The sequence below is a fragment of the Neobacillus drentensis genome (genome assembly GCF_036966985.1).
Lineage (GTDB): Bacteria > Bacillota > Bacilli > Bacillales > Cytobacillaceae > Neobacillus > Neobacillus drentensis_E.
Window position 1 is genome coordinate 1 of the sequence record NZ_JBALSN010000133.1, and the last position, 26,979, is coordinate 26,979.

Consider the following 26,979-nt stretch of genomic DNA (forward strand, 5'->3'; position numbering starts at 1 on the left):
ACGGTCGTTATGAAAAAAAAGGGCTACTATATTATCAAAGCTAAAAAAGTTTGACGCAGTTTCCTAGCTGTGTTAACATTATAAAATGCCAATGTGTATATTTTGCTTGATAGGCTTAAAAAACAACTATTTTGTATAAATTATGCATACTTGGGAAAACTAATAAAATCGGTATTTGTTTTTGGATGTGGTTTTCTTATTTTAGAAACCCTTTTTTCTTTTGTCTTGTAAAAGTATTTCTTTACTGACATTTGAAAGACAGAAATACTTTTTACACATATAATAACGCATGATTTGAGGGGTGAATCAGTTGACAGGTCAACTAGTTCAGTATGGACGACACCGCCAACGAAGAAGTTACGCACGAATCAGTGAAGTTTTAGAATTACCAAATCTTATTGAAATCCAAACCTCTTCTTATCAATGGTTTCTTGATGAGGGTTTGCGTGAAATGTTCCAGGATATTTCACCAATCGAGGACTTTACTGGTAACCTATCACTAGAATTTATTGATTACAGTCTTGGCGATCCAAAGTATTCAGTAGAGGAATCAAAAGAACGGGACGTTACATATTCTGCTCCTTTGCGTGTAAAAGTACGTCTTGTAAACAAAGAAACAGGTGAAGTAAAAGATCAAGATGTATTTATGGGTGATTTTCCACTTATGACTGAAACAGGTACGTTTGTCATTAATGGGGCAGAACGTGTTATCGTTTCACAATTAGTGCGCTCTCCGAGTGTTTACTATAGTGGGAAGTTCGATAAAAATGGAAAGAGGGGCTTTTCAGCTACCGTCATTCCGAACCGCGGCGCTTGGCTCGAATATGAAACAGATGCTAAAGATGTCGTTTATGTGAGAATAGATCGTACTCGGAAACTGCCCGTTACGGTTCTTTTGCGTGCACTTGGTTTCGGCTCTGATCAAGAAATCATTGAATTGATTGGGGATAACGAATACATCCGTAATACACTTGAGAAAGACAATACGGAAGGTGTCGAAAAGGCCCTTTTAGAAATTTATGAGCGTCTGCGTCCTGGTGAACCACCTACCGTTGAAAATGCAAAGAGCTTATTAGTGTCGCGTTTCTTTGACCCTAAACGCTATGACCTTGCTAATGTAGGCCGCTATAAAATTAATAAAAAGCTTCATATTAAAAATCGTTTATTCAATCAACGCTTAGCAGAGTCCCTTGCGGATCCTGAAACAGGTGAAATTATTGCCGAAAAAGGATTAATTCTCGATAGAAGAAACCTTGATAGAATTATCCCTGCTCTTGAAAAGAATATTAATTTCAAAGGCTTTAATCCGTATGGCGGAGTTGTAGAAGACGAGATCACACTTCAGGATATTAAGATTTATGCTCCTGGTGATGAAAGTGAAAAAGTAATTAATGTCTTAGGTAATGCCTATGTGGCAGAACCAATTAAAAATATTACACCGGCTGATATCATTGCATCGATTAGCTATTTCTTTAATTTATTGCATGGTGTCGGTGACACGGATGATATCGATCACTTAGGGAACAGACGTCTTCGTTCTGTTGGAGAATTGCTTCAGAATCAATTCCGGATCGGGTTATCCCGTATGGAGCGTGTTGTTCGTGAAAGAATGTCAATTCAAGACACAGCAACGATCACACCACAGCAATTGATCAACATTCGTCCAGTTATTGCGTCTATTAAAGAGTTCTTTGGCAGCTCGCAATTATCACAGTTCATGGACCAAACCAACCCGCTTGCTGAATTAACGCACAAGCGTCGTCTCTCTGCATTAGGACCTGGTGGTTTAACGCGTGAACGTGCTGGAATGGAAGTTCGTGACGTTCACTACTCCCACTATGGCAGGATGTGTCCGATTGAAACACCTGAAGGTCCAAACATTGGTTTGATTAACTCGCTTTCATCATATGCGAAAGTTAACCGATTTGGCTTTATCGAAACACCATACCGGAGGGTTGACCCTGATACTGGTAAGGTTACTGCTCGGATTGATTACTTAACAGCTGACGAAGAAGATAACTACGTAGTAGCCCAAGCGAACTCTCGTTTAGATGATGACGGTTCCTTCTTAGATGATGAAGTTGTTGCTCGTTTCCGTGGTGAGAACACAGTTGTTAAACGTGAACGCATTGACTATATGGATGTATCACCAAAGCAAGTAGTGTCTGCGGCAACAGCATGTATTCCGTTCCTTGAAAATGATGACTCCAACCGTGCCCTAATGGGTGCGAACATGCAGCGTCAAGCCGTACCGCTTATGCAGCCAGAAGCCCCTCGTGTTGGAACAGGTATGGAATATGTATCTGGTAAAGACTCAGGTGCAGCGGTGATCTGTAAGCACGAGGGTATTGTTGAACACGTGGAAGCACGTGAGGTATGGGTGCGTCGTATTAATGTGGTTGACGGTCAAGAGGTAAAAGGAAATCTTGATAAATACCGCATGTTAAAATTCATCCGTTCTAACCAAGGTACATGTTATAACCAACGTCCGATTGTTGCAGTGGGTAACCGTGTAACCAAAGGCGAAATTCTTGCTGACGGTCCATCAATGGAATTGGGAGAATTAGCACTAGGCCGAAACGTCCTTGTTGCCTTTATGACATGGGATGGTTATAACTATGAAGATGCGATTATTATGAATCAACGTCTTGTAAAAGACGATGTATACACATCGATTCATATTGAAGAATATGAGTCAGAGTCTCGTGATACCAAACTAGGGCCAGAAGAAATTACACGTGATATTCCAAACGTCGGAGAAGATGCTCTTCGTAACTTGGATGAGCGCGGTATCATTCGTACTGGTGCCGAAGTTAAAGATGGTGACTTGTTAGTTGGTAAAGTAACACCAAAAGGGGTTACAGAATTAACAGCAGAAGAACGTCTTTTACATGCAATCTTCGGTGAAAAGGCTCGTGAAGTCCGTGATACTTCTCTTCGTGTGCCACATGGCGGCGGCGGGATTGTCCTTGATGTTAAAGTCTTTAATCGTGAAGATGGCGATGAACTGCCACCAGGTGTGAATCAACTTGTCCGTGTTTACATCGTTCAGAAACGTAAGATTTCAGAAGGTGATAAAATGGCGGGACGTCACGGTAACAAAGGGGTTATCTCAAGAATTTTGCCGGAAGAAGATATGCCGTTTTTACCAGACGGCACACCAGTCGATATCATGTTAAATCCACTAGGGGTACCATCACGGATGAACATTGGACAGGTGCTGGAACTCCATCTTGGAATGGCAGCACGTTACCTAGGCATTCATGTTGCGTCTCCAGTATTTGACGGAGCGCGTGAAGAAGATGTTTGGGGAACCATTGAAGAAGCAGGGATGGCTCGTGATGCGAAAACTGTCCTTTATGATGGCCGTTCTGGGGAACCATTTGATAACCGTGTCTCTGTTGGTGTCATGTATATGATTAAACTTGCACACATGGTTGATGATAAACTCCATGCCCGTTCAACTGGACCTTACTCATTAGTTACGCAGCAGCCACTAGGCGGTAAAGCTCAATTCGGTGGTCAGCGCTTTGGTGAGATGGAGGTTTGGGCACTTGAAGCATACGGTGCAGCATACACACTTCAAGAAATTCTTACGGTTAAATCCGATGACGTGGTTGGTCGTGTGAAAACGTACGAAGCGATTGTCAAAGGTGAAAATGTTCCGGAACCAGGTGTTCCAGAATCATTTAAAGTATTAATTAAAGAACTTCAGAGTCTAGGAATGGATGTAAAAATTCTTTCAGGTGACGAAAAAGAAATTGAAATGCGTGATACGGAAGATGACGATGACTTACAACAAGTCGATACATTAAACATTGTTCCTGAACAAGCATTTGAATCAGAAAAAGTCGGTTCTAAAGAGTAATTATTTATAAGTAGGAGCGCACATAGCGCTCCCGCTTTTGTACGGGATAAGGGTAAAACCTGGATATCAAAAGGGAGGTAGGCCCCTTGCTGGATGTTAATAATTTTGAGTTTATGAAGATTGGTCTTGCTTCACCGGATAAAATCCGTTCATGGTCCTTCGGAGAAGTCAAAAAACCAGAAACGATTAACTATCGTACATTAAAGCCTGAAAAGGACGGCTTATTCTGCGAACGTATTTTTGGTCCAACCAAGGATTGGGAATGTCATTGCGGAAAGTATAAGCGTGTCCGTTATAAAGGTGTCGTTTGTGATCGCTGTGGTGTGGAAGTCACACGAGCAAAAGTTCGTCGTGAACGTATGGGGCATATTGAGCTTGCTGCGCCAGTTTCACATATATGGTACTTTAAAGGAATTCCAAGCCGGATGGGTCTTGTATTAGACATGTCTCCAAGAGCTTTGGAGGAGATTATTTACTTTGCTTCCTATGTTGTAACGGAATCAGGAGATACAGCTCTTGATAAGAAACAGCTATTATCTGAAAAGGAATATCGTGCATATCGTGAAAAGTACGGAAACAAATTCCAAGCTGCCATGGGTGCAGAGGCAATTAAAAAACTTCTTTTCGATATCGATTTAGACAAGGAAGTAGACAGTTTAAAAGAGGAATTAAAAAGCGCACAAGGTCAGCGTCGTACACGTGCGATCAAACGCCTTGAAGTGTTAGAAGCATTCCGTGGTTCTGGAAATGAGCCTTCTTGGATGATTCTTGATGTTCTTCCTGTTATCCCTCCAGAACTTCGTCCAATGGTACAATTGGATGGCGGGAGATTTGCAACATCTGACTTAAATGATTTATACCGCCGTGTTATTAACCGTAATAACCGCTTAAAACGTTTATTAGATTTAGGTGCACCAAGCATTATTGTTCAGAATGAAAAACGGATGCTTCAAGAAGCTGTTGATGCCTTGATTGATAACGGCCGCCGTGGACGTCCTGTTACTGGACCGGGTAACCGTCCGTTGAAATCACTTTCTCATATGTTAAAAGGTAAACAAGGACGTTTCCGTCAAAACTTGCTTGGTAAGCGTGTTGACTATTCAGGGCGTTCGGTTATTGTTGTAGGGCCAAACTTGAAAATGTTCCAATGCGGACTTCCGAAAGAAATGGCACTAGAACTATTTAAACCTTTCGTTATGAAGGAATTAGTTGAAAAAGGGTTAGCACATAACATTAAATCTGCAAAACGCAAAATAGAAAGAGTATCTCCAGATGTTTGGGATGTACTCGAAGATGTCATTAAAGAACATCCAGTATTATTAAACCGTGCCCCTACACTTCATAGACTAGGGATTCAAGCATTTGAACCAACTCTAGTTGAAGGCAGGGCCATCCGTCTGCATCCACTTGTATGTACTGCATACAATGCCGATTTTGACGGTGACCAAATGGCGGTTCACGTACCGTTATCATCAGAAGCACAAGCAGAAGCAAGGCTATTAATGCTTGCTGCACAAAATATCTTAAACCCTAAAGATGGTAAGCCAGTTGTTACTCCTTCCCAAGACATGGTTTTAGGTAACTATTACTTGACTCTTGAAAGAGAAGGCGCAGTCGGCGAGGGTATGATCTTTAAAGATACAAGTGAAGCAATTCTCGCGTATCAAAATGGCTATGTTCATTTGCATACACGTGTAGCTGTGCATGCAGGCTCATTAGGAAATGAAACTTTCACAGAAGAACAAAATAATAAGCTATTAATTACTACAGTTGGTAAGCTTATTTTCAATGAAATTCTGCCGAAATCATTCCCATACATTAATGAACCGACTAGACAGAATCTAGAAGTTGAAACACCTGTAAAATATTTCGTTGAAAAAGGCGAAGATATTAAGGCGAAAATTCAGTCGATGCCATTGATTGATCCGTTTAAAAAGAAAATCCTTGGAAATGTCATTGCTGAAGTGTTCAAACGTTTCAAGATTACGGAAACGTCTAAAATGCTTGACCGCATGAAGGATTTAGGATTTAGACATTCAACCAAAGCAGGTCTTACTGTTGGTGTTGCTGACATTGTCGTACTTCCTGAGAAGCAGGAAATTCTTCATGAGGCACAGGGTAAAGTAGATAGCGTTATGAAGCAATTCAGACGTGGTCTAATTACCGAAGATGAGCGTTACGACCGCGTAATTGCTATCTGGAGTGCTGCAAAAGATACCATTCAAGGTAAACTAATGCAATCGTTGAATAAATCGAATCCAATCTTTATGATGAGTGATTCCGGAGCCCGTGGTAACGCATCTAACTTTACGCAGCTTGCTGGTATGCGTGGTCTGATGGCCAACCCGGCTGGACGTATCATTGAGTTACCAATTAAATCAAGTTTCCGTGAGGGGTTAACGGTATTAGAGTACTTTATCTCGACACACGGTGCCCGTAAAGGTCTGGCTGATACAGCGCTTAAGACGGCTGACTCTGGTTACTTAACACGTCGACTTGTTGACGTTGCCCAGGATGTTATTGTCCGTGAAGACGATTGTGGCACAGACCGCGGCTTCACAATAAGCGCCCTTAAAGACGGCACTGAAATCATTGAAGGATTAGACGAACGTTTGATTGGCCGATATGCACGTAAGGCGATTAAACATCCTGAAACAGGAGAAGTTTTCGTTCCTGAAAATGGTTTAATTACAGAAGATTTGGCAGAAGCAATTGTGAATGCTGGCATTGAAACTGTAAAAATCCGTTCTGCGTTTACATGTAACACTCGTCATGGTGTTTGTAAAAAATGTTATGGTCGAAATCTGGCAACAGGTCAAGAGGTTGAAGTTGGTGAAGCAGTTGGTATTATTGCTGCCCAATCTATCGGTGAGCCTGGTACACAGTTAACGATGCGTACATTCCATACTGGTGGGGTTGCCGGAGACGATATTACACAAGGTTTACCACGTATCCAGGAAATTTTTGAAGCGCGTAACCCTAAAGGTCAAGCGGTTATTTCTGAAATTGATGGGGTTGTCGTTGGTATTAACGAAGGCCGTGACCGCCAGCATGAAATCGTTGTTCAAGGTGAAGTTGAATCTAGAACTTACAATGCACCATATACTGCCCGTCTGAAAGTAGCTATTAATGATAATGTAGCTCGCGGAGAAGAATTAACGGAAGGTTCTATTGATCCGAAAGAATTAATTAGAGTTAAAGACGTTACTTCTGTCCAAGAGTACTTATTGCGTGAAGTTCAAAAGGTTTATCGTATGCAAGGGGTAGAAATTGGCGATAAGCACGTGGAAGTAATGGTTCGTCAAATGCTGCGTAAAGTACGTGTGGGTGATGCGGGTGAAACAGATGTACTACCAGGTACACTTCTGGATATTCACCAGTTTACTGATGCGAACGAAAGGGCATTGTTAGCAGGAAAAATGCCTGCAACAGGACGTCCGGTATTACTTGGTATTACAAAAGCGTCGCTTGAAACTGATTCATTCCTATCTGCTGCATCCTTCCAAGAAACCACAAGGGTTCTTACAGATGCTGCAATTAAAGGCAAACGCGATGAATTACTTGGCTTAAAAGAAAATGTTATCATTGGTAAGCTTGTACCAGCTGGAACAGGAATGCAGCGTTACCGCAAAGCTGAGCCTGTCCTTCGTGATACAACTTCAGAAGAAACAGTAACAATTGATTAATAAAAGTAAGGGATCTGCTAACTAGCAGATTCCTTATTTTAAGAAAATATTAAAAGTCGTGTTGACATCCTTTTATTAAGATGGTACTATATCAAAGGTGCTCCTATTCACCTGATACTTTGGAGGATATGAACGATGTCTTATGAAAAAGTATTACAGGCACAAAAGTTCGTTATAGGAACAAAACAAGCAGTAAAGGCACTTAAAGAAGGTAATGTGAGAGAGTTAATCATTGCTAGCGACGCTGATCCAAAGTTAACGTCAAAAGTTGTTGGTGAAGCTCTTGAAATAAATGTTCCTATCCTTTATGTGGACTCGATGAAAAAACTCGGGAAAGCATGTGGGATTGAAGTTGGTGCTTCAACTGTTGCAATTATCCGCTAAAAGCTGTTTTTGTAGATAGAAAGTCTGCAAAAACTTTGTTTTTGCAAAAAAATGAACCACCTGGATGTGTGGGCTTACAAATAATGAAGGGAGGAAACATAAATGCCTACTATTAACCAATTAGTGCGTAAACCTCGTCAATCTAAAGAGGAAAAGTCAAAATCACCAGCACTTAACAAAGGTTATAACAGCTTCAAAAAATCACAAACAAATGTATCTTCACCACAAAAACGCGGTGTATGTACTCGTGTTGGTACAATGACTCCAAAGAAACCAAACTCAGCGTTACGTAAATATGCTCGTGTACGTTTGACAAATGGTATCGAGGTGACAGCATACATTCCTGGTATTGGACACAACCTTCAAGAGCACAGTGTTGTTCTTATTCGTGGAGGACGTGTAAAAGACTTACCAGGGGTACGTTATCACATCGTACGTGGAGCGCTTGATACTGCTGGTGTTAATAACCGTATGCAAGGTCGTTCTAAATACGGTACTAAGAGACCAAAAGCAGCTAAGAAATAATTACAACTTAAATAGAAGCTTCTTTGAAAGGAGGAAAAAATATGCCACGTAAAGGTCCTGTAGCAAAGAGAGACGTGTTACCAGATCCACTTTACAATTCAAAATTAGTTACTCGTTTAATCAACAAAATGATGGTTGACGGTAAAAGAGGTAAATCACAAGCAATTCTTTATTCTGCATTTGATTTAATTCGTGAACGTACTGGCAAAGAGCCAATGGAAGTTTTCGAAGCAGCATTAAAGAACATCATGCCTGTACTTGAAGTAAGAGCACGCCGTGTAGGTGGTGCGAACTACCAAGTACCAGTTGAGGTGCGTCCTGACCGCCGTTCAACTCTTGGTCTTCGTTGGTTAGTGAACTATTCACGTAACCGTGGAGAAAAGACAATGGAAGAGCGTTTAGCTAACGAAATCATGGATGCAGCTAACAACACTGGTGCATCTGTTAAAAAGCGTGAAGATACACACAAAATGGCTGAAGCAAACAAAGCGTTTGCTCACTATCGTTGGTAATCTAACCTTCAATATAAAAACTTTCAAACTAGGAAGGAGAAAGACCCAATGGCAAGAGAGTTCTCCTTAGCAAATACTCGTAATATCGGTATCATGGCTCACATTGATGCCGGTAAAACGACTACCACTGAGCGTGTCCTTTATTACACTGGTCGTATCCATAAGATTGGTGAAACACATGAAGGTGCGTCACAGATGGACTGGATGGAACAAGAACAAGAACGCGGAATCACGATCACTTCCGCTGCAACGACTGCACAATGGCATGGCCATCGTGTAAACATCATTGATACACCAGGACATGTAGACTTCACAGTTGAAGTTGAACGTTCATTACGTGTACTTGATGGTGCAGTAGCTGTACTTGATGCTCAATCTGGTGTTGAGCCTCAAACTGAAACTGTATGGCGCCAAGCAACAACTTACGGTGTACCACGTGTTGTATTCGTAAACAAGATGGACAAAATTGGAGCTGACTTCTTATATTCTGTAGGAACAATCCATGACCGTCTTCAAGCAAATGCACACCCAATTCAGTTACCAATCGGTGCTGAAGATCAGTTTGAAGCAATCATTGACCTAGTCGAAATGAATGCAGTATTTTACGGAAATGACTTAGGAACTGATATCGAAGTTCGTGAGATTCCAGAAGAATACATGGCTCAAGCTGAAGAATACCGTGAAAAGTTAGTTGAAGCAGTTGCTGAGTTAGATGAAGAATTAATGGAAAAATACCTTGGTGGAGAAGAAATCACTAAAGAAGAGCTTAAAGCAGCAATTCGTAAAGGTACTGTTAATGTTGAATTCTTCCCAGTTATCTGTGGATCTGCATTTAAAAACAAAGGTGTTCAGTTAATGTTGGATGCTGTTATTGACTATCTTCCATCTCCATTAGATGTACCTGCAATCAAAGGTCATGCTATTGATGATGAAGAAGAAGTTATTGAGCGTCATTCAAGCGATGAAGAGCCATTCTCTGCTCTTGCATTTAAAGTTATGACTGACCCTTATGTTGGTAAATTAACGTTCTTCCGCGTTTACTCTGGTACTCTAGAGTCTGGATCATATGTCCAAAACTCTACAAAAGGCAAGCGTGAGCGTATCGGACGTATCCTGCAAATGCATGCAAACAGCCGTCAAGAGATCTCTAAGGTTTATGCCGGTGACATTGCTGCTGCTGTAGGTTTGAAAGATACAACTACTGGTGATACTCTATGTGACGAGAAAAACCTTGTTATCTTAGAGTCTATGCAATTCCCAGAACCAGTAATTCAACTTTCAGTTGAACCAAAATCGAAAGCAGACCAAGACAAGATGACAACTGCACTACAAAAGCTTCAAGAAGAAGATCCAACTTTCCGTGCACACACTGACCAGGAAACTGGACAGGTTATCATCGCTGGTATGGGTGAACTTCACCTTGATATCATCGTTGACCGTATGCGTCGTGAATTTAAAGTTGAAGCTAATGTAGGTGCCCCTCAGGTTGCGTACCGCGAAACTTTCCGTGCATCTGCACAAGTTGAAGGTAAATTCGCACGTCAATCTGGTGGTCGTGGACAATACGGACACGTTTGGATCGAATTCTCTCCTAACGAAGAAGGTAAAGGATTCGAATTCGAAAACGGTATTGTCGGTGGTGTTGTTCCTCGTGAATACATCGCTCCAGTTCAAGCTGGTCTAGAAGATGCTCTACAACGTGGTGTTCTTGCTGGATATCCACTAGTTGATATTAAAGCAAGACTATTTGACGGATCATACCATGATGTTGACTCCTCTGAAATGGCGTTTAAAATTGCTGCATCTATGGCACTTAAAAATGCTGCTTCTAAGTGTAGTCCTGTTATCCTTGAACCGATGATGAGAGTAGAAGTAGTTATCCCAGAAGAATATCTTGGAGATATCATGGGACAAATCACTGCTCGCCGTGGTCGTGTTGAAGGTATGGAGGCACGTGGTAATGCACAGGTAGTTCGTTCAATGGTTCCACTTTCAGAAATGTTTGGTTATGCAACTGCACTTCGTTCTAGCACTCAAGGACGTGGAGTATTCTCCATGCACTTTGATCACTATGAAGAAGTACCAAAATCAGTTTCTGAAGAAATCATCAAAAAAAATAAAGGTGAATAATTGATTTTCATCCTTTGTTAAAGTATAACTACTATGTAAGAAGTGGAAGTCGTGGGTTTGGGACAACCTTACTCACGGCTTACATAAAATAATAATAATTAAATTTTTATAATTTAGAGGAGGATTTCCTAATGGGTAAAGCTAAATTCGACCGTTCAAAGCCACACGTTAACATTGGTACAATCGGACACGTTGACCATGGTAAAACAACTTTAACAGCTGCAATCACTTCTGTACTTGCTAAATCTGGTAAAGCAGAAGCTCGTGCATACGATCAAATCGATGGTGCACCAGAAGAAAAAGAACGTGGTATCACAATCTCTACTGCACACGTTGAGTATGAAACTGATAACCGTCACTATGCACACGTTGACTGCCCAGGACACGCTGACTATGTTAAAAACATGATCACTGGTGCTGCGCAAATGGACGGCGGTATCCTTGTAGTATCTGCAACTGATGGCCCAATGCCACAAACTCGTGAGCACATCCTTCTTTCTCGTCAGGTAGGCGTACCTTACCTTGTTGTATTCATGAACAAGTGTGATATGGTTGACGACGAAGAGCTTCTTGAATTAGTAGAAATGGAAATTCGTGATCTATTATCTGAATACGATTTCCCTGGCGATGACACTCCAGTTATCAAAGGTTCTGCTCTTAAAGCATTAGAAGGCGACGCTGCTTGGGAAGAAAAAATCTTTGAACTTATGAACGCTGTTGATGAGTTCATCCCAACTCCAACTCGTGACACTGATAAGCCATTCATGATGCCTGTTGAGGATGTATTCTCAATCACTGGTCGTGGAACAGTTGCTACAGGACGTGTTGAGCGTGGTGTAGTTAAAGTTGGTGACGTAGTTGAAATCGTTGGTTTCACTGAAGAGCCAAAATCTACTACTGTAACAGGTGTAGAAATGTTCCGTAAGCTTCTTGACTTCGCTGAAGCAGGAGACAATATCGGTGCCCTTCTTCGTGGTGTAGCTCGTGAAGATATCGAACGTGGTCAAGTATTGGCTAAACCAAAGTCAATCACTCCACACACAAAGTTCAAAGCACAAGTTTACGTGTTATCAAAAGAAGAAGGTGGACGTCACACACCATTCTTCTCTAACTACCGTCCACAATTCTATTTCCGTACTTCTGATATCACTGGTATTTGTATGTTACCAGAAGGTACTGAAATGGTTATGCCTGGCGACCACATCGAAATGACTGTTGAACTTATCGCTCCAATCGCGATCGAAGAAGGAACTAAGTTCTCTATTCGTGAAGGTGGACGTACAGTAGGTTCAGGTTCAATCACTACAATCACTGAGTAATTTGAAACTGCAGCTCCTTTGGTGCTGAGTGGATATTGATCAAAGATATGAAAGCAGATGGATGACGATCCATCTGCTTTTTTTGTATTTGGAATTATTCATATGACAGATATTATTCAATTTCAACAACAAGCACATTATATTGAATATTGCGATAGATAAAACACATTTCATATTAAAATAACCTAGTGATGAAAAAAAAGTGTTTATAAAGCCTGGTGTGGCTGAAAAATTACAGATGAGGTTAATGAGTAGGGTTTATAAAGCCTCTATCGAATTTAAAATCACAGACGAGGTCAATAAGAACTGTTTATGAGGCTTGTACCGGCAAAGAAAACTCTGTTAAGGTCAATAAGAAGATCCTATAAAGCTGAACTTAACTCTTAAATACTTGGAACAAAATCCTAATGAGTTTAAAAACTGAATTCAAACATGAAACAAACAAAAACCTGTTTATAAAATTAAGAAAAATCCGAGTTTCTTCTATATATAAATAGTTTTAAACGTTAGCTCGTCAACGGCCAATACAATTTTCATCATATGTATTTAGGATATTTCTGGAGATTGATAATAACTGTTGAAAAAGTGTATATCAGCCGCTATAATAGGAAAAGTGTTCGAAACAGAAACATAAAGAAAAAAATTGTAATAAGTGTTGCGTTTGCTTTATGTTTTATGTATAATAGACAATGTTGGTCTTTGACTGCGATGATGTGAAAGGTTGCTGACACACCCGGCCGCTTTGCCATGGCGAGTGTGTGAGGGAAATTTTCACTGAGAATGTCTATTTCAAAAATAGGCGAATAAAGGAGGGAAAATAATGGCAAAACAAAAAATTCGTATCCGTTTAAAAGCGTATGATCACAGAATCCTTGATCAATCTGCTGAAAAAATCGTTGAAACAGCAAAACGTTCTGGTGCGGCAGTTTCTGGTCCGATTCCGTTGCCAACTGAAAAAACTGTTTACACAATTCTTCGTGCGGTTCATAAGTACAAAGATTCACGTGAGCAATTCGAACAACGGACACATAAGCGTCTAATCGACATCGTTAACCCAACTCCACAAACTGTTGATGCGTTAATGCGTTTAGACTTACCATCTGGTGTTGATATTGAAATTAAACTTTAATCAAAATAAATCACAAATAAATTAGGAGGTGTGACTTAAATGACCAAAGGAATCTTAGGAAGAAAGATTGGTATGACTCAAGTATTTGCTAGTAATGGTAACTTAATTCCTGTAACTGTAGTTGAGGTAGCTCCAAACGTAGTTCTTCAAAAGAAATCAGTTGAAACTGACGGTTATGTATCAGTTCAAGTTGGTTTTGAAGACAAACGTGAAAAGTTAGCTAACAAACCAGAAAAAGGCCATGTTGCTAAAGCTAATACTGCTCCTAAGCGCTTCGTTCGCGAATTTCGCGGAGATGACTTAGCAAGCTATGAAGTTGGTCAAGAAGTCAAAGTTGATATTTTCGCTGCTGGAGATATCGTAGATGTAACAGGAATCTCAAAGGGTAAAGGTTTCCAAGGTGTAATCAAACGCCACGGACAATCACGCGGCCCAATGGCTCACGGTTCTCGTTATCACCGTCGTCCAGGTTCAATGGGACCTGTTGCTCCAAACCGCGTTTTCAAAGGTAAATTATTACCAGGACGTATGGGTGGAGAACAAATCACTGTACAAAACCTTGAAATCGTTAAGGTAGATACAGAGCGTAACTTACTTTTAATCAAAGGTAACGTACCAGGCGCTAAAAAAGCATTATTAAAAATTAAAGGTGCAATTAAAGCATAGTCACCCTTTTAGAAAGGAGGAACAAAAGAATGCCTAAAGTAGCATTATTGAACCAAACTGGATCTCAAGTTGGAGACATCGAACTTAATGATTCTGTATTTGGTATTGAGCCTAACCAACACGTATTATTCGAAGCGATTGTTATGCAACGAGCTTCATTACGTCAAGGAACTCATAAAACTAAAATTCGTTCTGAAGTACGCGGCGGTGGTCGTAAGCCATGGCGTCAAAAAGGAACTGGACGTGCTCGTCAAGGGTCTATCCGTTCTCCACAATGGCGCGGAGGTGGTACTGTTTTCGGTCCAACACCACGCAGCTACGCTTACAAATTACCGAAAAAGGTTCGTCGTTTAGCAATCAAATCTGCACTTTCTTCTAAAGTATTAGAAGAGAACATCTTAGTGTTAGATCTTTTAACTTTCGATGCACCGAAAACAAAAGAATTCAAGACTGTATTAAATGGTTTATCTGTTGAGAAAAAAGCGTTAATCGTTACTGCAGATCTTGATGAAAATGTAGCATTATCTGCACGCAACATTCCTGGTGTTACAGTAGTAACTGCTGATGGAATTAACGTATTAGATGTTGTTAATCATGAGAAGTTAATCATGACTAAAGCAGCGGTTGAAAAAGTAGAGGAGGTGCTTGCATAATGGATGCACGCGATATCATTAAGCGCCCCGTTATCACTGAACGTTCTACTGACCTAATGGCTGAGAAAAAATATACATTTGAAGTAGATGTTAAAGCTAACAAAACACAAGTTAAAGATGCTATCGAAGAAATCTTTAGCGTAGATGTTGAGAAAGTAAACATCATGAACTACAAAGGTAAATTCAAGCGCATGGGAAAATTCGGTGGTTACACAAACAAACGTCGTAAAGCTATTGTAAAATTAACTGCTGATAGCAAAGAAATCGAATTCTTTGAAGCATAAGAACCTATCAAGAAGAGGAGGGAAATAAAATGGCGATTAAAAAGTACAAACCTACCTCCAATGGTCGTCGCGGAATGACTACTTCTGATTTCGCTGAAATCACAACTAGCACTCCAGAAAAATCTCTTTTAGCTCCAATTAAGAGAAAAGGCGGCCGTAATAACCAAGGTAAGTTAACTGTTCGTCATCAAGGTGGCGGCCACAAGCGTCAATATCGTTTAATTGACTTTAAACGTAACAAAGATGGCATTCCAGGACGCGTTGCTACAATTGAGTATGATCCAAACCGTTCTGCAAATATCGCATTAATCAATTACGTGGATGGAGAAAAGCGTTATATCTTAGCTCCTAAAAACCTAGTAGTTGGCATGGAAGTAATGTCTGGCCCTGAGGCAGATATTAAAGTAGGTAATGCACTTCCATTAGCAAACATTCCTGTTGGTACAGTAGTACACAACATCGAATTAAAACCAGGAAAAGGCGGCCAGTTAGTTCGTTCTGCTGGAACAAGCGCACAAGTACTTGGTAAAGAAGGTAAATACGTATTAGTACGTTTAAATTCTGGTGAAGTTCGTATGATTCTTGCTGAATGCCGTGCTACAGTTGGCCAAGTAGGTAATGAACAACACGAATTAATCAACATTGGTAAAGCAGGTCGTTCTCGTTGGTTAGGTAAACGTCCAACTGTTCGTGGATCTGTAATGAACCCTAACGATCACCCACACGGTGGTGGTGAAGGACGTTCACCTATCGGACGTAAATCACCAATGTCTCCATGGGGTAAACCAACTCTTGGGTACAAAACTCGTAAAAAGAAAAACAAATCAGATAAATTTATCGTACGTCGTCGTAAAAAATAACGTGATATTCCTACGGTTCAAAGAAAGAACCGTAGAACAGTCACGAAGGGAGGTTCCTTCATGGGTCGCAGCTTAAAAAAAGGACCATTCGTTGATGATCATTTAATGGTTAAGGTAGAAAAGTTGAACGAGACTGAAAGCAAACAAGTTATTAAAACTTGGTCACGTCGTTCTACAATATTCCCGCAATTTATTGGCCATACTATCGCAGTATATGATGGTCGTAAACATGTACCTGTTTATGTTACTGAAGACATGGTAGGACACAAGCTTGGAGAGTTTGCTCCAACTCGTGCATACAAGGGTCATGGTAATGATGACAAGAAAACAAGACGTTAAGAGAGGAGGGCATCCAAATGCAAGCTAAAGCTGTTGCAAGAACAGTTCGTATTGCTCCTCGTAAAGCACGTTTAGTCGTTGATTTAATCCGAGGTAAGCAAATTGGTGAAGCTGTGGCGATTTTAAATCTCACTCCTAAGGCTGCTTCTCCAATCGTAGAAAAAGTATTAAAATCAGCTATGGCAAACGCTGAGCACAACTATGAAATGGACGTTAACAATCTAGTTGTAGCACAAGCATTCGTTGACGAGGGACCAACCTTAAAACGTTTCCGTCCTCGCGCTATGGGCCGTGCAAGCCAGATCAACAAACGCACTAGCCACATCACAATCGTATTATCAGAAAAGAAGGAGGGATAAGCCGTGGGTCAAAAAGTAAATCCTGTCGGTTTGCGTATTGGAATCATCCGTGATTGGGAATCTAAATGGTACGCAGGCAAAGACTTCGCTACTCTTTTACACGAAGACCTTAAAATTCGTGAATACATCACGAAGCGTTTAAAAGATGCTTCTGTTTCTAAAGTAGAAATCGAACGTGCTGCAAACCGTGTAAACGTAACAGTGCATACAGCTAAGCCTGGTATGGTTATTGGTAAAGGCGGTACAGAAGTTGAAGCACTTCGTAAAGCATTAAATCAATTAACTGGCAAACGAGTTCACATCAATATCCTTGAAATCAAAAGAGCTGACGTTGATGCGAAATTAGTTGCTGAAAATATTGCTCGTCAATTAGAAAATCGTGTATCTTTCCGTCGTGCACAAAAGCAAGCAATTCAACGTGCTATGCGCGCTGGTTCAAAAGGTATCAAAACACAAGTATCTGGTCGTCTTGGCGGTGCAGATATCGCTCGTGCTGAACATTACAGCGAAGGAACTGTTCCACTTCATACACTTCGCGCTGATATCGACTATGCTACTGCTGAAGCCGATACTACTTATGGTAAGCTTGGCGTAAAAGTATGGATCTATAAGGGAGAAGTCCTTCCTACTAAGAAGAAATCTGTGGAAGGAGGCAAATAATATGTTATTGCCAAAACGCGTAAAATATCGCCGTCAACACCGTGGTAACATGCGTGGAAACGCAAAAGGCGGTACAGAAGTGACATTCGGTGAATTCGGCCTACAAGCTTTAGAAGCTTCATGGATTACGAACCGCCAAATCGAAGCAGCACGTATTGCGATGACACGTTACATGAAACGTGGCGGTAAAGTTTGGATTAAAATTTTCCCTCACAAGCCTTACACTGCTAAACCTCTAGAAGTACGGATGGGTTCCGGTAAAGGGGCACCTGAAGGCTGGGTAGCTGTTGTTAAGCCTGGAAAAATCATGTTCGAAATCGCTGGCGTTTCAGAAGAAATCGCTCGTGAAGCACTTCGACTTGCAATGCACAAACTTCCTGTTAAGTGTAAGTTTGTAAAACGAGAAGAAATTGGTGGTGAATCAAATGAAAGCTAATGAACTTCGTGACCTAACCACTGCTGAAATTGAACAAAAAGTAAAATCTTTAAAAGAAGAACTTTTCAACCTTCGCTTTCAATTGGCGACAGGACAACTTGAAAACACTGCTCGCATCCGTGAAGTACGCAAAGCGATCGCTCGTATGAAAACAGTTGTTCGTGAAAGAGAAATCAACGTTAACAAGTGATTATTGAAGGGAGGTTCACACAATGAGTGAACGTAACCAACGTAAAGTTTACACAGGACGCGTTGTTTCTGACAAGATGGATAAAACTGTAACAGTTCTTGTTGAAACACAAAAAAAGCATCCTCTATATGGTAAACGCGTTAAGTACTCTAAAAAGTATAAAGCTCATGATGAGCAAAACGAAGCAAAAATCGGCGATGTAGTTCGTATTATGGAAACTCGTCCGCTTTCAGCTACTAAGCGTTTCCGTTTAGTTGAAGTTGTAGAAAAAGCAGTTATTATTTAATTGTTCGGATTAAGCTTCATTCCGAAGGGAGGTTACACACATGATTCAACAAGAATCACGTTTAAAAGTTGCTGACAACTCTGGTGCTCGTGAGGTACTAACGATTAAAGTTCTTGGTGGTTCAGGTCGCAAATTTGCTGGTATTGGTGATGTTATCGTCTGCACAGTAAAACAAGCAACACCAGGTGGCGTTGTTAAAAAAGGTGACGTTGTTAAAGCAGTTATCGTTCGTACAAAAAGCGGTGCTCGTCGTCCTGACGGTTCATACATTCGTTTTGATGAAAACGCATGTGTAATTATCAAAGATGATAAGAGCCCACGTGGAACTCGTATTTTCGGACCTGTTGCCCGCGAACTTCGCGACAACAACTTTATGAAGATTGTTTCTCTTGCTCCAGAAGTATTATAATTTTAAAATTAATTGCCTTTAAGGAGGTGCGCACAGATGCATGTAAAAAAAGGTGATCAAGTAAAAGTCATCTCTGGCAAGGATAAAGGCAAAACAGGTGTGATCCTAGCTGCTTATCCTAAAGATAGCCGTGTACTAGTTGAAGGTGTAAACATTGTGAAAAAACACTCAAAACCTTCTCAAGTGAATCCACAAGGCGGAATTATCAGCTTTGAGGCTCCTATTCATGTATCAAACGTTATGCCTATCGATCCTAAAACTGGTAACCCGACTCGTGTAGGTTCCACAACGGTTGATGGCAAGAAAGTACGCGTAGCAAAATCCGGTGAAGTTTTAGATAAATAGTTTAAAATTTAGAAGGGAGGTACAATAAGTGAACCGCCTAAAAGAAAAATTTGTAAAAGAAGTTACTCCTGCTCTTATGAGCAAGTTCAACTATAAATCAGTTATGGAAGTTCCTAAACTTGAGAAAATCGTTGTGAATATGGGCGTTGGTGATGCAGTTGCAAACGCAAAAGCACTAGATAACGCGGTTGAAGAACTTTCAACAATCACAGGTCAAAAACCTGTCGTTACACGTGCGAAAAAATCTATCGCTGGCTTCCGTCTTCGTGAAGGTATGCCGATCGGTGCTAAGGTTACTCTTCGCGGTGAACGCATGTACGAATTCTTGGATAAATTAGTTTCCGTTTCATTACCTCGTGTACGTGACTTCCGTGGTATCTCTAAAAAAGCATTTGACGGTCGCGGTAACTACACTCTAGGTGTTAAAGAACAATTAATCTTCCCTGAAATTGATTACGATAAAGTAAGCAAAGTTCGTGGTATGGACATCGTTATCGTAACGACTGCAAAAACTGATGAAGAATCTCGTGAACTTTTAACTCAATTTGGAATGCCATTCCAAAAGTAATCCTTAAATAAGGGAGGCGAAAACGTGGCTAAAAAGTCAATGATTGCGAAACAACAACGCACGCCTAAATTCAAAGTACAAGAGTATACACGCTGCGAACGTTGTGGTCGTCCACACTCTGTATATCGTAAATTTAAGCTTTGCCGTATTTGTTTCCGTGAATTAGCATACAAAGGACAAATTCCTGGTGTCAAAAAAGCTAGCTGGTAAAACCCAAGTCTGGGAAGGAGGTAAAAATAATGGTCATGACAGATCCAATTGCTGATTTGCTTACTCGCATTCGTAATGCGAATATGGTGCGTCACGAAAAGTTAGAAGTGCCTGCTTCTAATATGAAAAAAGAAATCGCTGAAATTTTAAAGCGCGAAGGTTTCGTACGTGACGTCGAATTTATCGAAGACAACAAACAAGGTATCATCCGTATCTTCTTAAAATACGGTGCTAGTAACGAACGCGTTATTACTGGTCTTAAGCGCATAAGCAAGCCTGGACTTAGAGTTTACGCAAAATCAACTGAGGTGCCACGCGTTCTTAACGGTCTTGGTATCGCATTAGTATCAACATCACAAGGTGTTATTACAGATAAAGAAGCTCGTGCAAAACAAATCGGCGGAGAAATATTAGCTTACGTTTGGTAATTGAGCTTTTGAATGAATGGAGGTGCACTAAATGTCTCGCGTAGGAAAAAAACCAATTGTTATTCCAGCAGGAGTAACAGTTACTTTAAATAACAATACTGTAACAGTTAAAGGACCTAAAGGTGAACTTACTCGTACATTCCACACTGATATCACCATCACTGTGGAAGAGAATCTTGTAACAATCACTCGTCCTTCTGATGCGAAAGAACACCGCGCATTACATGGAACTACTCGTGCCGTGCTTGCGAACATGGTTGAAGGTGTATCTAATGGCTTCACTAGAGGCCTTGAGTTAATCGGGGTTGGATACCGTGCCCAAAAGCAAGGTAATAAACTTGTATTAAACGTTGGATACTCTCATCCAGTTGAGATCGAAGCTGAAGAGGGACTTGAAATCGAAGTTCCTGCAAACACAAAGATCGTTATCAAAGGTACTGACAAAGAACGTGTTGGTGCATTAGCAGCAAATATTCGCGGAGTTCGTCCTCCAGAGCCGTATAAAGGTAAAGGAATTCGTTACGAAGGTGAATTTGTTCGTCGTAAAGAAGGTAAAACCGGTAAGTAATGCCGCATAGGTAAACGAAAGGAGTGACGTAAATGATTACGAAGCAAGATAAAAACGCTACTCGCAAGAAAAGACACGCTCGTGTTCGTGCGAAACTTAGCGGTACTTCTGCTCGTCCACGTCTAAATGTGTTTCGTTCTAACAAACATATTTATGCTCAAGTAATTGATGACATTAACGGAGTAACTTTAGCAAGTGCTTCTACTTTAGATAAAGACTTTGGTTTAGAATCTACAAACAACGTTGAGGCTGCACAAAAGGTCGGAGAATTAGTCGCTAAACGTGCTGTAGAAAAAGGTATCTCTTCTATTGTCTTTGACCGTGGCGGATACCTATACCATGGACGTATTCAAGCATTAGCTGATGCTGCCCGTGAAAACGGCTTACAATTCTAATAGACAAAGGAGGGACACAAAAAGATGCGTCGTATTGATCCAAACAAACTTGAACTAGAAGAACGCGTAGTCACGGTTAACCGTGTTGCGAAAGTTGTTAAAGGTGGACGTCGTTTCCGCTTCACAGCCCTTGTTGTTGTAGGCGATAAAAACGGCCACGTTGGTTTCGGTACTGGTAAAGCTCAAGAAGTACCTGATGCTATTCGTAAAGCCATCGAAGATGCAAAGAAAAACTTAGTCGAAGTACCAATGGTTGGAACAACCATTCCTCACCAAGTAATTGGACGTTTTGGTGCTGGTGAAATCCTTCTAAAACCTGCTTCTGAAGGTACAGGAGTTATCGCTGGTGGACCAGTTCGTGCCGTACTAGAATTAGGCGGAGTTGCTGACATTCTTTCTAAATCATTAGGAACAAACACTCCAATTAATATGGTTCGAGCTACAATTGACGGTTTAAAACAATTAAAACGTGCTGAAGACGTAGCAAAACTACGTGGTAAATCAGTAGAAGAACTGTTAGGATACGGGGGGAAATAAAATGGCGAATAAACTATCAGTTACCCTCACTCGCAGCTTGATTGGCCGTCCAGGCGATCAACGCGAAACAGTTAAAGCTCTTGGATTACGTAAATTAAATCAAACAGTTGAGCACCCAGATAACGCTGCTATTCGCGGTATGATTACCAAAGTTGCTCACCTTGTTACAGTAAAAGAACAATAATTGATTGTTTTCTTTCATAAGGAGGTGCCAATATGAAACTTCATGAATTAAAGCCTGCTGAAGGTTCTCGCAAAGAGCGCAAGCGTTTAGGACGTGGTATCGGATCTGGTCAAGGTAAAACTGCTGGTAAAGGTCACAAAGGTCAAAATGCTCGTTCTGGTGGCGGTGTACGTCTAGGTTTCGAAGGTGGTCAAACACCTTTATACCGTCGTTTACCAAAACGTGGATTTACAAACATCAGCCGTAAGGAATATGCTATTGTAAATCTTGATGCTTTAAACCGCTTTGTTGAAGGTACAGAAGTTACTCCAGAACTTCTTATCGAATCAGGCGTTGTAAGTAACGAAAAAGCAGGAATCAAGATTCTTGCAAAAGGGACACTAGAGAAAAAGTTGACTGTAAAAGCTCACAAATTCTCCTCTGCTGCTAAGGAAGCTATCGAAGCTGCTGGTGGAAACACTGAGGTGATCTAATGTTCCAGACATTCTCCAATTTTATGCGCGTGGGTGAGATAAGACGTAAGATTATATTCACCCTTTTAATGTTAGTCGTATTTCGATTAGGTACATTTATCCCAGTACCCAATGTAAATGCTGATGTACTAGCTAACCAAGATAAGCTAAGTGTGTTCGGTATATTAAATACTTTTGGCGGTGGAGCATTAAAGCAATTCTCCATCTTTGCAATGGGTATCATGCCATACATTACAGCTTCAATCATTATTCAACTTCTTCAAATGGATGTTGTACCGAAGTTTACAGAATGGTCAAAGCAAGGTGAATCTGGCCGTCGTAAGATTGCACAATTTACTCGTTATTTTACTGTCGTTCTTGGGTTTATCCAAGCATTAGGTATGTCCTACGGTTTTAATAACTTAGCTAGTGGTCAGTTGATTGAAAATCCTGGAATTGGTACTTATTTATTGATTGCGGTTGTTTTAACAGCTGGTACTTCATTTTTAATGTGGTTAGGGGAACAGATTACTGAAAAAGGTGTTGGTAATGGGATTTCTATTATCATCTTTGCCGGGATCGTTGCTGGTATGCCATCCACTATTAATCAAATTTATGTACAACAATTTGAGAATGCTGGGGAAGCATTATTCTTACGTATTGTTACGGTAATTCTAATCGCTCTTGCGGTTATTGCTATCATAGTTGGTGTTATCTTTATCCAACAAGCAAATCGTAAGATACCTATTCAATATGCAAAACGCGTAGTTGCTGGACGTAATCCAGTTGGAGGACAATCCACTCACATGCCATTAAAAGTTAATGCTGCGGGTGTTATTCCCGTTATCTTTGCCGTTTCATTTATTGTAACGCCTAGAACGGTTGCTTCATTCTTCCCAACGAATGATGTAACACTTTGGATTACTAAGGTCTTTGATTATTCTCATCCAATCGGGATGACTTTATATGCGGCATTAATTATCGCGTTCACTTATTTCTATGCTTTTATTCAAGTTAACCCTGAACAAGCAGCGGAAAATTTACAAAAGCAAAGCGGCTATATTCCTGGAATTCGTCCAGGAAAGAGTACGCAAGAATACTTAACGCGTGTCTTATATCGTTTAACTTTTGTCGGTGCGATCTTCCTTGCTGTCATTGCGGTATTGCCAATGTTATTTATTTCAATAGCTAACCTTCCGCAATCAGCTCAAATAGGTGGTACTAGTTTGTTAATCGTCGTCGGTGTTGCACTTGATACGATGAAGCAGCTAGAAGCACAATTAGTTAAACGTCATTATAAAGGTTTTATTAAGTAAGGTTTTAGGGGCCCAAGCTCCCTAAAACCCATTTAAAGCACGAGGGGGGAACACGTGTGAATTTAGTATTAATGGGGCTTCCAGGTGCCGGTAAAGGTACTCAAGCTGAAAGAATCGTCGAGCAATACGGCATCCCTCATATCTCCACTGGCGATATGTTCCGTGCAGCGATGAAAGAAGGAACAGAACTAGGTCTACAAGCGAAATCATTCATGGATAAAGGCGAACTTGTTCCTGATGAAGTAACAATCGGCATTGTTCGTGAGCGTTTAAGCAAGGAAGATTGTCAAAAAGGTTTTCTTTTAGATGGTTTCCCTAGAACTGTACCTCAAGCAGAGGCGTTGGAAAATCTATTAGTTGATTTAAATAAAACAATCAACTATGTAATTAATATTAATGTTGATAAAGAATTATTAATGGCTCGTTTGACTGGACGTCGAATTTGTAAAGAATGTGGATCTACTTATCATTTAGAGTTTAATCCTCCTAAACAAGAGGGTGTATGCGATCGCTGCGGCGGAGAGTTATACCAAAGAGCGGATGATAATGAAGAAACTGTTCAAAATCGTTTAGACGTAAATATCAAACAACAAGAACCATTATTAACTTTTTATGAAATTAAAGGATATCTTCGTACAATCGATGGTCAGCAGGATATTAACAAGGTATTCGCTGATATCGAGCAATTACTTGGGGAATTACATTAATGACCATAAGTAAATCCGTACGAACGACTCTCGACCATCTCTTCACTAAGATTCAAAAGTATGTGAAAGCAAATCGCTTTTCTATTGTACGGAGTATGTAGGACCGAGAGTTGGGCAAGACTTACATGAGGAATTAATTTATTCCTAATTATGTAGAATTTACTTGCGGACAGAAGAAGAACAATATGTTAATATTATAAGGTTGCTATTTGTGTACGAATAAGAAGAGTTGTATTGTATTAAATTCACAATTTTTGAATTGAGAAGGGAGACGAGATCGATGGCCAAAGATGATGTAATTGAAATTGAAGGTAAAGTCATTGAAACATTGCCGAATGCAATGTTTAAGGTAGAATTAGAAAATGGTCATACCGTGCTAGCGCATGTTTCTGGTAAAATACGAATGCATTTCATTCGGATCCTTCCGGGTGACAAAGTGACTGTTGAGCTTTCTCCATATGACTTAACACGCGGAAGAATTACTTACCGCTTTAAATAATGCTTGCACTCCGTACTACTAAGGAGGTTAGGATAATAATGAAAGTAAGACCATCTGTTAAACCGATCTGCGAAAAGTGTAAAGTTATCCGTAGACGCGGCAAAGTTATGGTTATCTGTGAAAACCCTAAACATAAACAAAAACAAGGTTAATTTTGAAGGAGGTGCGCATTTTCTATGGCACGTATTGCTGGTGTAGATATTCCACGTGAAAAACGTGTAGTTATCTCTTTAACATACATTTATGGAATTGGTAAAAACACTGCACAAAAAGTATTAGCAGAAGCTGGTGTTTCTGAAGATACACGTGTACGTGATTTAACAGAAGACGAATTAAACAAAATCCGTGACATCATCGACAAATTAAAAGTTGAAGGTGACCTTCGCCGTGAAATTTCTCTTAACATTAAGCGTTTAATGGAAATCGGCTGCTACCGCGGATTACGTCATCGTCGTGGTTTACCAGTTCGTGGACAAAATACGAAAAACAACGCTCGTACTCGCAAAGGTCCTCGTAAGACTGTAGCGAACAAGAAGAAGTAATCGGCAAAGGAGGTAATTTAAATGGCACGTAAAACAAATACACGTAAACGTCGTGTTAAAAAGAATATTGAATCTGGTATTGCTCATATTCGTTCAACTTTTAACAATACGATCGTAACTATTACTGATGTACATGGTAATGCAATTTCATGGTCAAGTGCAGGTGCGCTTGGATTTAGAGGTTCTCGTAAATCTACACCATTTGCGGCACAAATGGCGGCTGAAACAGCAGCTAAGACTTCTATTGAACATGGTATGAAAACTCTTGAAGTTACAGTTAAAGGACCTGGTGCAGGACGTGAAGCTGCAATCCGTGCTCTTCAAGCTGCTGGTCTTGAAGTAACTGCAATCAAAGACGTTACACCTGTTCCTCATAATGGATGCCGTCCACCAAAACGTCGTCGTGTTTAATTTTTCTGTATAGATTTTGTATCATATGTCTATAATGGGATATGATATTAAAATTTTGCACTCTTACAGAAGATTTATTCCAGTTGTTGTGCACAAAACGGGAACGTATACATGGGGACTTTAATTAGTATACAAGCTAATTTGAAGTTTCGACGTTTTGAAGGAGGGTTATTTGATGATCGAAATAGAAAAACCAAAAATCGAAACGATTGAGATCAACGACGATGCCAAGTACGGCAAATTTATCGTAGAGCCACTTGAGCGTGGATATGGTACCACTTTGGGTAACTCCTTACGTCGTATCCTATTATCTTCACTCCCAGGTGCCGCGGTTACATCGATTCAAATCGATGGGGTACTTCATGAGTTCTCAACAATTGAAGGCGTCGTGGAGGATGTAACATCCATCATTTTAAACATTAAAAAACTAGCTTTAAAAATCTACTCTGATGAAGAGAAGACGCTAGAATTTGATGTGCAAGGTGAGGGACCTGTTTTAGCTGGCAATATCACTCACGATAGTGATGTTGAGGTGTTAAATCCAGATCTTCATATTGCAACTTTAGCGTCAAATGGTCATCTTCGCATGCGTTTAACAGCGAAACGTGGACGTGGTTACACTCCAGCTGTACAAAACAAAAGAGAAGACCAGCCTATTGGTGTGATTCCAATTGATTCTATCTTTACACCTGTATCACGTGTAATGTTCCATGTAGAAAATACACGTGTTGGCCAAATGTCTAATTTTGATAAATTGACACTTGATGTGTGGACAGATGGAAGCACTGGACCAAAAGAAGCAATTGCTCTTGGTTCGAAAATTTTGACTGAGCATTTGAATATATTCGTAGGTTTAACCGATGAAGCTCAAAATGCAGAAATTATGATAGAAAAAGAAGAAGATCAAAAGGAAAAAGTCCTTGAAATGACTATTGAGGAACTCGATCTTTCTGTTCGTTCTTATAATTGCTTAAAGCGTGCTGGTATCAACACTGTTCAGGAACTAGCTAATAAGACTGAAGAAGATATGATGAAAGTTCGTAACTTAGGCCGCAAATCACTTGAAGAAGTGAAGGCAAAACTAGAAGAGCTTGGATTAGGCTTACGTAAAGACGACTAGTC

35 protein-coding genes are annotated in these 26,979 nt (G+C 40.3%); all 35 read left to right on the forward strand.

The genetic code is table 11. From position 1 onward, the window contains the following. Window positions 1–310 precede the first annotated feature (310 nt). Window positions 311–3,868 carry a DNA-directed RNA polymerase subunit beta gene (rpoB, locus tag V7659_RS09235; RefSeq protein WP_335539616.1) on the forward strand — a complete coding sequence of 1,186 codons (3,558 nt, stop codon included), beginning with the start codon at window positions 311–313 and terminating at the stop codon, window positions 3,866–3,868. Between the two features lie 86 nt (window positions 3,869–3,954). Then, window positions 3,955–7,554 carry a DNA-directed RNA polymerase subunit beta' gene (rpoC, locus tag V7659_RS09240; RefSeq protein ID WP_335539617.1) on the forward strand — a complete coding sequence of 1,200 codons (3,600 nt, stop codon included), beginning with the start codon at window positions 3,955–3,957 and terminating at the stop codon, window positions 7,552–7,554. A gap of 135 nt (window positions 7,555–7,689) precedes the next feature. Next, window positions 7,690–7,938 carry a 50S ribosomal protein L7ae-like protein gene (locus tag V7659_RS09245; protein WP_335539619.1) on the forward strand — a complete coding sequence of 83 codons (249 nt, stop codon included), beginning with the start codon at window positions 7,690–7,692 and terminating at the stop codon, window positions 7,936–7,938. Between the two features lie 102 nt (window positions 7,939–8,040). Continuing rightward, window positions 8,041–8,463, forward strand: coding sequence for a 30S ribosomal protein S12 (gene rpsL / locus V7659_RS09250; RefSeq protein WP_026565517.1), 423 nt, complete (start codon window positions 8,041–8,043; stop codon window positions 8,461–8,463). A gap of 41 nt (window positions 8,464–8,504) precedes the next feature. After that, the gene (gene rpsG, locus V7659_RS09255; RefSeq protein WP_218350784.1) at window positions 8,505–8,975 is read left to right on the forward strand and encodes a 30S ribosomal protein S7; all 471 of its coding nucleotides are present in this window, start codon (window positions 8,505–8,507) and stop codon (window positions 8,973–8,975) included. A 48-nt stretch (window positions 8,976–9,023) separates the two neighbouring features. Then, on the forward strand, window positions 9,024–11,105 hold the full coding sequence (gene fusA / locus V7659_RS09260) for an elongation factor G (protein ID WP_335539620.1): 2,082 nt from the start codon (window positions 9,024–9,026) through the stop codon (window positions 11,103–11,105). Window positions 11,106–11,236: 131 nt separating this feature from the next. Further along, on the forward strand, window positions 11,237–12,424 hold the full coding sequence (gene tuf / locus V7659_RS09265) for an elongation factor Tu (protein WP_283876959.1): 1,188 nt from the start codon (window positions 11,237–11,239) through the stop codon (window positions 12,422–12,424). 820 nt (window positions 12,425–13,244) lie between these two features. Beyond that, window positions 13,245–13,553: a 30S ribosomal protein S10 gene (rpsJ, locus tag V7659_RS09270; RefSeq protein ID WP_026565521.1), complete on the forward strand. Its 309-nt coding sequence runs from the start codon at window positions 13,245–13,247 to the stop codon at window positions 13,551–13,553. A 39-nt stretch (window positions 13,554–13,592) separates the two neighbouring features. Continuing rightward, complete coding sequence (gene rplC / locus V7659_RS09275) at window positions 13,593–14,219, forward strand: 50S ribosomal protein L3 (RefSeq protein ID WP_335539623.1); 627 nt, start codon at window positions 13,593–13,595, stop codon at window positions 14,217–14,219. 29 nt (window positions 14,220–14,248) lie between these two features. Next, window positions 14,249–14,872, forward strand: a complete 624-nt coding sequence (gene rplD / locus V7659_RS09280) for a 50S ribosomal protein L4 (RefSeq protein WP_283876961.1) — start codon at window positions 14,249–14,251, stop codon at window positions 14,870–14,872. Next, window positions 14,872–15,156 carry a 50S ribosomal protein L23 gene (rplW, locus tag V7659_RS09285; protein ID WP_144555565.1) on the forward strand — a complete coding sequence of 95 codons (285 nt, stop codon included), beginning with the start codon at window positions 14,872–14,874 and terminating at the stop codon, window positions 15,154–15,156. The genes rplD and rplW overlap by 1 nt, the downstream gene beginning before the upstream one ends. 29 nt (window positions 15,157–15,185) lie before the next feature. Beyond that, the gene (gene rplB / locus V7659_RS09290) at window positions 15,186–16,016 is read left to right on the forward strand and encodes a 50S ribosomal protein L2 (protein WP_335539624.1); all 831 of its coding nucleotides are present in this window, start codon (window positions 15,186–15,188) and stop codon (window positions 16,014–16,016) included. 60 nt (window positions 16,017–16,076) lie between these two features. Continuing rightward, window positions 16,077–16,355, forward strand: a complete 279-nt coding sequence (gene rpsS / locus V7659_RS09295; RefSeq protein ID WP_026565526.1) for a 30S ribosomal protein S19 — start codon at window positions 16,077–16,079, stop codon at window positions 16,353–16,355. A 17-nt stretch (window positions 16,356–16,372) separates the two neighbouring features. Continuing rightward, on the forward strand, window positions 16,373–16,714 hold the full coding sequence (rplV, locus tag V7659_RS09300) for a 50S ribosomal protein L22 (RefSeq protein ID WP_026565527.1): 342 nt from the start codon (window positions 16,373–16,375) through the stop codon (window positions 16,712–16,714). A 3-nt stretch (window positions 16,715–16,717) separates the two neighbouring features. After that, window positions 16,718–17,374, forward strand: a complete 657-nt coding sequence (rpsC, locus tag V7659_RS09305; RefSeq protein ID WP_026565528.1) for a 30S ribosomal protein S3 — start codon at window positions 16,718–16,720, stop codon at window positions 17,372–17,374. Between the two features lies 1 nt (window position 17,375). Continuing rightward, window positions 17,376–17,810 (forward strand): 50S ribosomal protein L16, encoded by a 435-nt coding sequence (gene rplP / locus V7659_RS09310; RefSeq protein WP_026565529.1) that lies wholly within the window; start codon window positions 17,376–17,378, stop codon window positions 17,808–17,810. Next, window positions 17,800–18,000: a 50S ribosomal protein L29 gene (gene rpmC / locus V7659_RS09315; RefSeq protein ID WP_026565530.1), complete on the forward strand. Its 201-nt coding sequence runs from the start codon at window positions 17,800–17,802 to the stop codon at window positions 17,998–18,000. The genes rplP and rpmC overlap by 11 nt, the downstream gene beginning before the upstream one ends. A gap of 22 nt (window positions 18,001–18,022) precedes the next feature. After that, window positions 18,023–18,286 carry a 30S ribosomal protein S17 gene (gene rpsQ, locus V7659_RS09320; RefSeq protein WP_088084990.1) on the forward strand — a complete coding sequence of 88 codons (264 nt, stop codon included), beginning with the start codon at window positions 18,023–18,025 and terminating at the stop codon, window positions 18,284–18,286. A 40-nt stretch (window positions 18,287–18,326) separates the two neighbouring features. Continuing rightward, entirely contained in the window at window positions 18,327–18,695 is a 369-nt protein-coding gene (rplN, locus tag V7659_RS09325; protein ID WP_026565532.1) for a 50S ribosomal protein L14, read from the forward strand. A 36-nt stretch (window positions 18,696–18,731) separates the two neighbouring features. Further along, window positions 18,732–19,040, forward strand: coding sequence for a 50S ribosomal protein L24 (gene rplX / locus V7659_RS09330; protein ID WP_335539628.1), 309 nt, complete (start codon window positions 18,732–18,734; stop codon window positions 19,038–19,040). Window positions 19,041–19,068: 28 nt separating this feature from the next. Beyond that, complete coding sequence (gene rplE, locus V7659_RS09335; RefSeq protein WP_026565534.1) at window positions 19,069–19,608, forward strand: 50S ribosomal protein L5; 540 nt, start codon at window positions 19,069–19,071, stop codon at window positions 19,606–19,608. Between the two features lie 24 nt (window positions 19,609–19,632). Continuing rightward, window positions 19,633–19,818 (forward strand): 30S ribosomal protein S14, encoded by a 186-nt coding sequence (rpsN, locus tag V7659_RS09340; protein WP_007085277.1) that lies wholly within the window; start codon window positions 19,633–19,635, stop codon window positions 19,816–19,818. 29 nt (window positions 19,819–19,847) lie between these two features. Further along, complete coding sequence (gene rpsH, locus V7659_RS09345) at window positions 19,848–20,246, forward strand: 30S ribosomal protein S8 (protein ID WP_098573665.1); 399 nt, start codon at window positions 19,848–19,850, stop codon at window positions 20,244–20,246. 31 nt (window positions 20,247–20,277) lie between these two features. Further along, window positions 20,278–20,814, forward strand: coding sequence for a 50S ribosomal protein L6 (rplF, locus tag V7659_RS09350; protein ID WP_335539631.1), 537 nt, complete (start codon window positions 20,278–20,280; stop codon window positions 20,812–20,814). Between the two features lie 32 nt (window positions 20,815–20,846). Beyond that, a complete protein-coding gene (rplR, locus tag V7659_RS09355) occupies window positions 20,847–21,209 on the forward strand; it encodes a 50S ribosomal protein L18 (protein ID WP_335539633.1) in 363 nt (120 codons plus the stop codon). Between the two features lie 24 nt (window positions 21,210–21,233). Continuing rightward, the gene (rpsE, locus tag V7659_RS09360; protein WP_026565538.1) at window positions 21,234–21,746 is read left to right on the forward strand and encodes a 30S ribosomal protein S5; all 513 of its coding nucleotides are present in this window, start codon (window positions 21,234–21,236) and stop codon (window positions 21,744–21,746) included. 1 nt (window position 21,747) lies between these two features. After that, window positions 21,748–21,930 (forward strand): 50S ribosomal protein L30, encoded by a 183-nt coding sequence (rpmD, locus tag V7659_RS09365; protein ID WP_026565539.1) that lies wholly within the window; start codon window positions 21,748–21,750, stop codon window positions 21,928–21,930. Window positions 21,931–21,962: 32 nt separating this feature from the next. Further along, window positions 21,963–22,403 carry a 50S ribosomal protein L15 gene (gene rplO / locus V7659_RS09370; RefSeq protein ID WP_335539635.1) on the forward strand — a complete coding sequence of 147 codons (441 nt, stop codon included), beginning with the start codon at window positions 21,963–21,965 and terminating at the stop codon, window positions 22,401–22,403. Continuing rightward, the gene (secY, locus tag V7659_RS09375) at window positions 22,403–23,698 is read left to right on the forward strand and encodes a preprotein translocase subunit SecY (protein WP_335539638.1); all 1,296 of its coding nucleotides are present in this window, start codon (window positions 22,403–22,405) and stop codon (window positions 23,696–23,698) included. The genes rplO and secY overlap by 1 nt, the downstream gene beginning before the upstream one ends. A gap of 56 nt (window positions 23,699–23,754) precedes the next feature. Further along, window positions 23,755–24,405: an adenylate kinase gene (locus tag V7659_RS09380; protein ID WP_335539639.1), complete on the forward strand. Its 651-nt coding sequence runs from the start codon at window positions 23,755–23,757 to the stop codon at window positions 24,403–24,405. 280 nt (window positions 24,406–24,685) lie between these two features. Continuing rightward, the gene (gene infA, locus V7659_RS09385; RefSeq protein ID WP_007085268.1) at window positions 24,686–24,904 is read left to right on the forward strand and encodes a translation initiation factor IF-1; all 219 of its coding nucleotides are present in this window, start codon (window positions 24,686–24,688) and stop codon (window positions 24,902–24,904) included. Between the two features lie 38 nt (window positions 24,905–24,942). Further along, the gene (gene rpmJ / locus V7659_RS09390; RefSeq protein WP_000868344.1) at window positions 24,943–25,056 is read left to right on the forward strand and encodes a 50S ribosomal protein L36; all 114 of its coding nucleotides are present in this window, start codon (window positions 24,943–24,945) and stop codon (window positions 25,054–25,056) included. A gap of 24 nt (window positions 25,057–25,080) precedes the next feature. Then, the gene (gene rpsM, locus V7659_RS09395) at window positions 25,081–25,446 is read left to right on the forward strand and encodes a 30S ribosomal protein S13 (protein ID WP_026565543.1); all 366 of its coding nucleotides are present in this window, start codon (window positions 25,081–25,083) and stop codon (window positions 25,444–25,446) included. A 21-nt stretch (window positions 25,447–25,467) separates the two neighbouring features. After that, window positions 25,468–25,857 carry a 30S ribosomal protein S11 gene (rpsK, locus tag V7659_RS09400; RefSeq protein WP_024027886.1) on the forward strand — a complete coding sequence of 130 codons (390 nt, stop codon included), beginning with the start codon at window positions 25,468–25,470 and terminating at the stop codon, window positions 25,855–25,857. A 175-nt stretch (window positions 25,858–26,032) separates the two neighbouring features. Further along, complete coding sequence (locus V7659_RS09405) at window positions 26,033–26,977, forward strand: DNA-directed RNA polymerase subunit alpha (protein WP_098573648.1); 945 nt, start codon at window positions 26,033–26,035, stop codon at window positions 26,975–26,977. The last annotated feature ends 2 nt before the right edge of the window (window positions 26,978–26,979 follow it).

What these genes read in the sequence shown, in the direction of transcription:
- rpsQ (WP_088084990.1), top strand. Translation starts at nt 18,023, where the DNA reads ATGAGTGAACGTAACCAACGTAAAGTTTACACAGGACGCGTTGTTTCT.
- rplC (WP_335539623.1), top strand. Translation starts at nt 13,593, where the DNA reads ATGACCAAAGGAATCTTAGGAAGAAAGATTGGTATGACTCAAGTATTT.
- rplF (WP_335539631.1), top strand. Translation starts at nt 20,278, where the DNA reads ATGTCTCGCGTAGGAAAAAAACCAATTGTTATTCCAGCAGGAGTAACA.
- rpmJ (WP_000868344.1), top strand. Translation starts at nt 24,943, where the DNA reads ATGAAAGTAAGACCATCTGTTAAACCGATCTGCGAAAAGTGTAAAGTT.
- rpsJ (WP_026565521.1), top strand. Translation starts at nt 13,245, where the DNA reads ATGGCAAAACAAAAAATTCGTATCCGTTTAAAAGCGTATGATCACAGA.
- infA (WP_007085268.1), top strand. Translation starts at nt 24,686, where the DNA reads ATGGCCAAAGATGATGTAATTGAAATTGAAGGTAAAGTCATTGAAACA.
- rplN (WP_026565532.1), top strand. Translation starts at nt 18,327, where the DNA reads ATGATTCAACAAGAATCACGTTTAAAAGTTGCTGACAACTCTGGTGCT.
- rplX (WP_335539628.1), top strand. Translation starts at nt 18,732, where the DNA reads ATGCATGTAAAAAAAGGTGATCAAGTAAAAGTCATCTCTGGCAAGGAT.
- rpsL (WP_026565517.1), top strand. Translation starts at nt 8,041, where the DNA reads ATGCCTACTATTAACCAATTAGTGCGTAAACCTCGTCAATCTAAAGAG.
- rpsS (WP_026565526.1), top strand. Translation starts at nt 16,077, where the DNA reads ATGGGTCGCAGCTTAAAAAAAGGACCATTCGTTGATGATCATTTAATG.
- rplB (WP_335539624.1), top strand. Translation starts at nt 15,186, where the DNA reads ATGGCGATTAAAAAGTACAAACCTACCTCCAATGGTCGTCGCGGAATG.
- rpsH (WP_098573665.1), top strand. Translation starts at nt 19,848, where the DNA reads ATGGTCATGACAGATCCAATTGCTGATTTGCTTACTCGCATTCGTAAT.
- rpsK (WP_024027886.1), top strand. Translation starts at nt 25,468, where the DNA reads ATGGCACGTAAAACAAATACACGTAAACGTCGTGTTAAAAAGAATATT.
- V7659_RS09245 (WP_335539619.1), top strand. Translation starts at nt 7,690, where the DNA reads ATGTCTTATGAAAAAGTATTACAGGCACAAAAGTTCGTTATAGGAACA.
- rplW (WP_144555565.1), top strand. Translation starts at nt 14,872, where the DNA reads ATGGATGCACGCGATATCATTAAGCGCCCCGTTATCACTGAACGTTCT.
- rpmD (WP_026565539.1), top strand. Translation starts at nt 21,748, where the DNA reads ATGGCGAATAAACTATCAGTTACCCTCACTCGCAGCTTGATTGGCCGT.
- V7659_RS09405 (WP_098573648.1), top strand. Translation starts at nt 26,033, where the DNA reads ATGATCGAAATAGAAAAACCAAAAATCGAAACGATTGAGATCAACGAC.
- rplO (WP_335539635.1), top strand. Translation starts at nt 21,963, where the DNA reads ATGAAACTTCATGAATTAAAGCCTGCTGAAGGTTCTCGCAAAGAGCGC.
- rplR (WP_335539633.1), top strand. Translation starts at nt 20,847, where the DNA reads ATGATTACGAAGCAAGATAAAAACGCTACTCGCAAGAAAAGACACGCT.
- fusA (WP_335539620.1), top strand. Translation starts at nt 9,024, where the DNA reads ATGGCAAGAGAGTTCTCCTTAGCAAATACTCGTAATATCGGTATCATG.
- rpsM (WP_026565543.1), top strand. Translation starts at nt 25,081, where the DNA reads ATGGCACGTATTGCTGGTGTAGATATTCCACGTGAAAAACGTGTAGTT.
- rpmC (WP_026565530.1), top strand. Translation starts at nt 17,800, where the DNA reads ATGAAAGCTAATGAACTTCGTGACCTAACCACTGCTGAAATTGAACAA.
- rpsG (WP_218350784.1), top strand. Translation starts at nt 8,505, where the DNA reads ATGCCACGTAAAGGTCCTGTAGCAAAGAGAGACGTGTTACCAGATCCA.
- rpsE (WP_026565538.1), top strand. Translation starts at nt 21,234, where the DNA reads ATGCGTCGTATTGATCCAAACAAACTTGAACTAGAAGAACGCGTAGTC.
- rplD (WP_283876961.1), top strand. Translation starts at nt 14,249, where the DNA reads ATGCCTAAAGTAGCATTATTGAACCAAACTGGATCTCAAGTTGGAGAC.
- secY (WP_335539638.1), top strand. Translation starts at nt 22,403, where the DNA reads ATGTTCCAGACATTCTCCAATTTTATGCGCGTGGGTGAGATAAGACGT.
- tuf (WP_283876959.1), top strand. Translation starts at nt 11,237, where the DNA reads ATGGGTAAAGCTAAATTCGACCGTTCAAAGCCACACGTTAACATTGGT.
- rplP (WP_026565529.1), top strand. Translation starts at nt 17,376, where the DNA reads ATGTTATTGCCAAAACGCGTAAAATATCGCCGTCAACACCGTGGTAAC.
- rplV (WP_026565527.1), top strand. Translation starts at nt 16,373, where the DNA reads ATGCAAGCTAAAGCTGTTGCAAGAACAGTTCGTATTGCTCCTCGTAAA.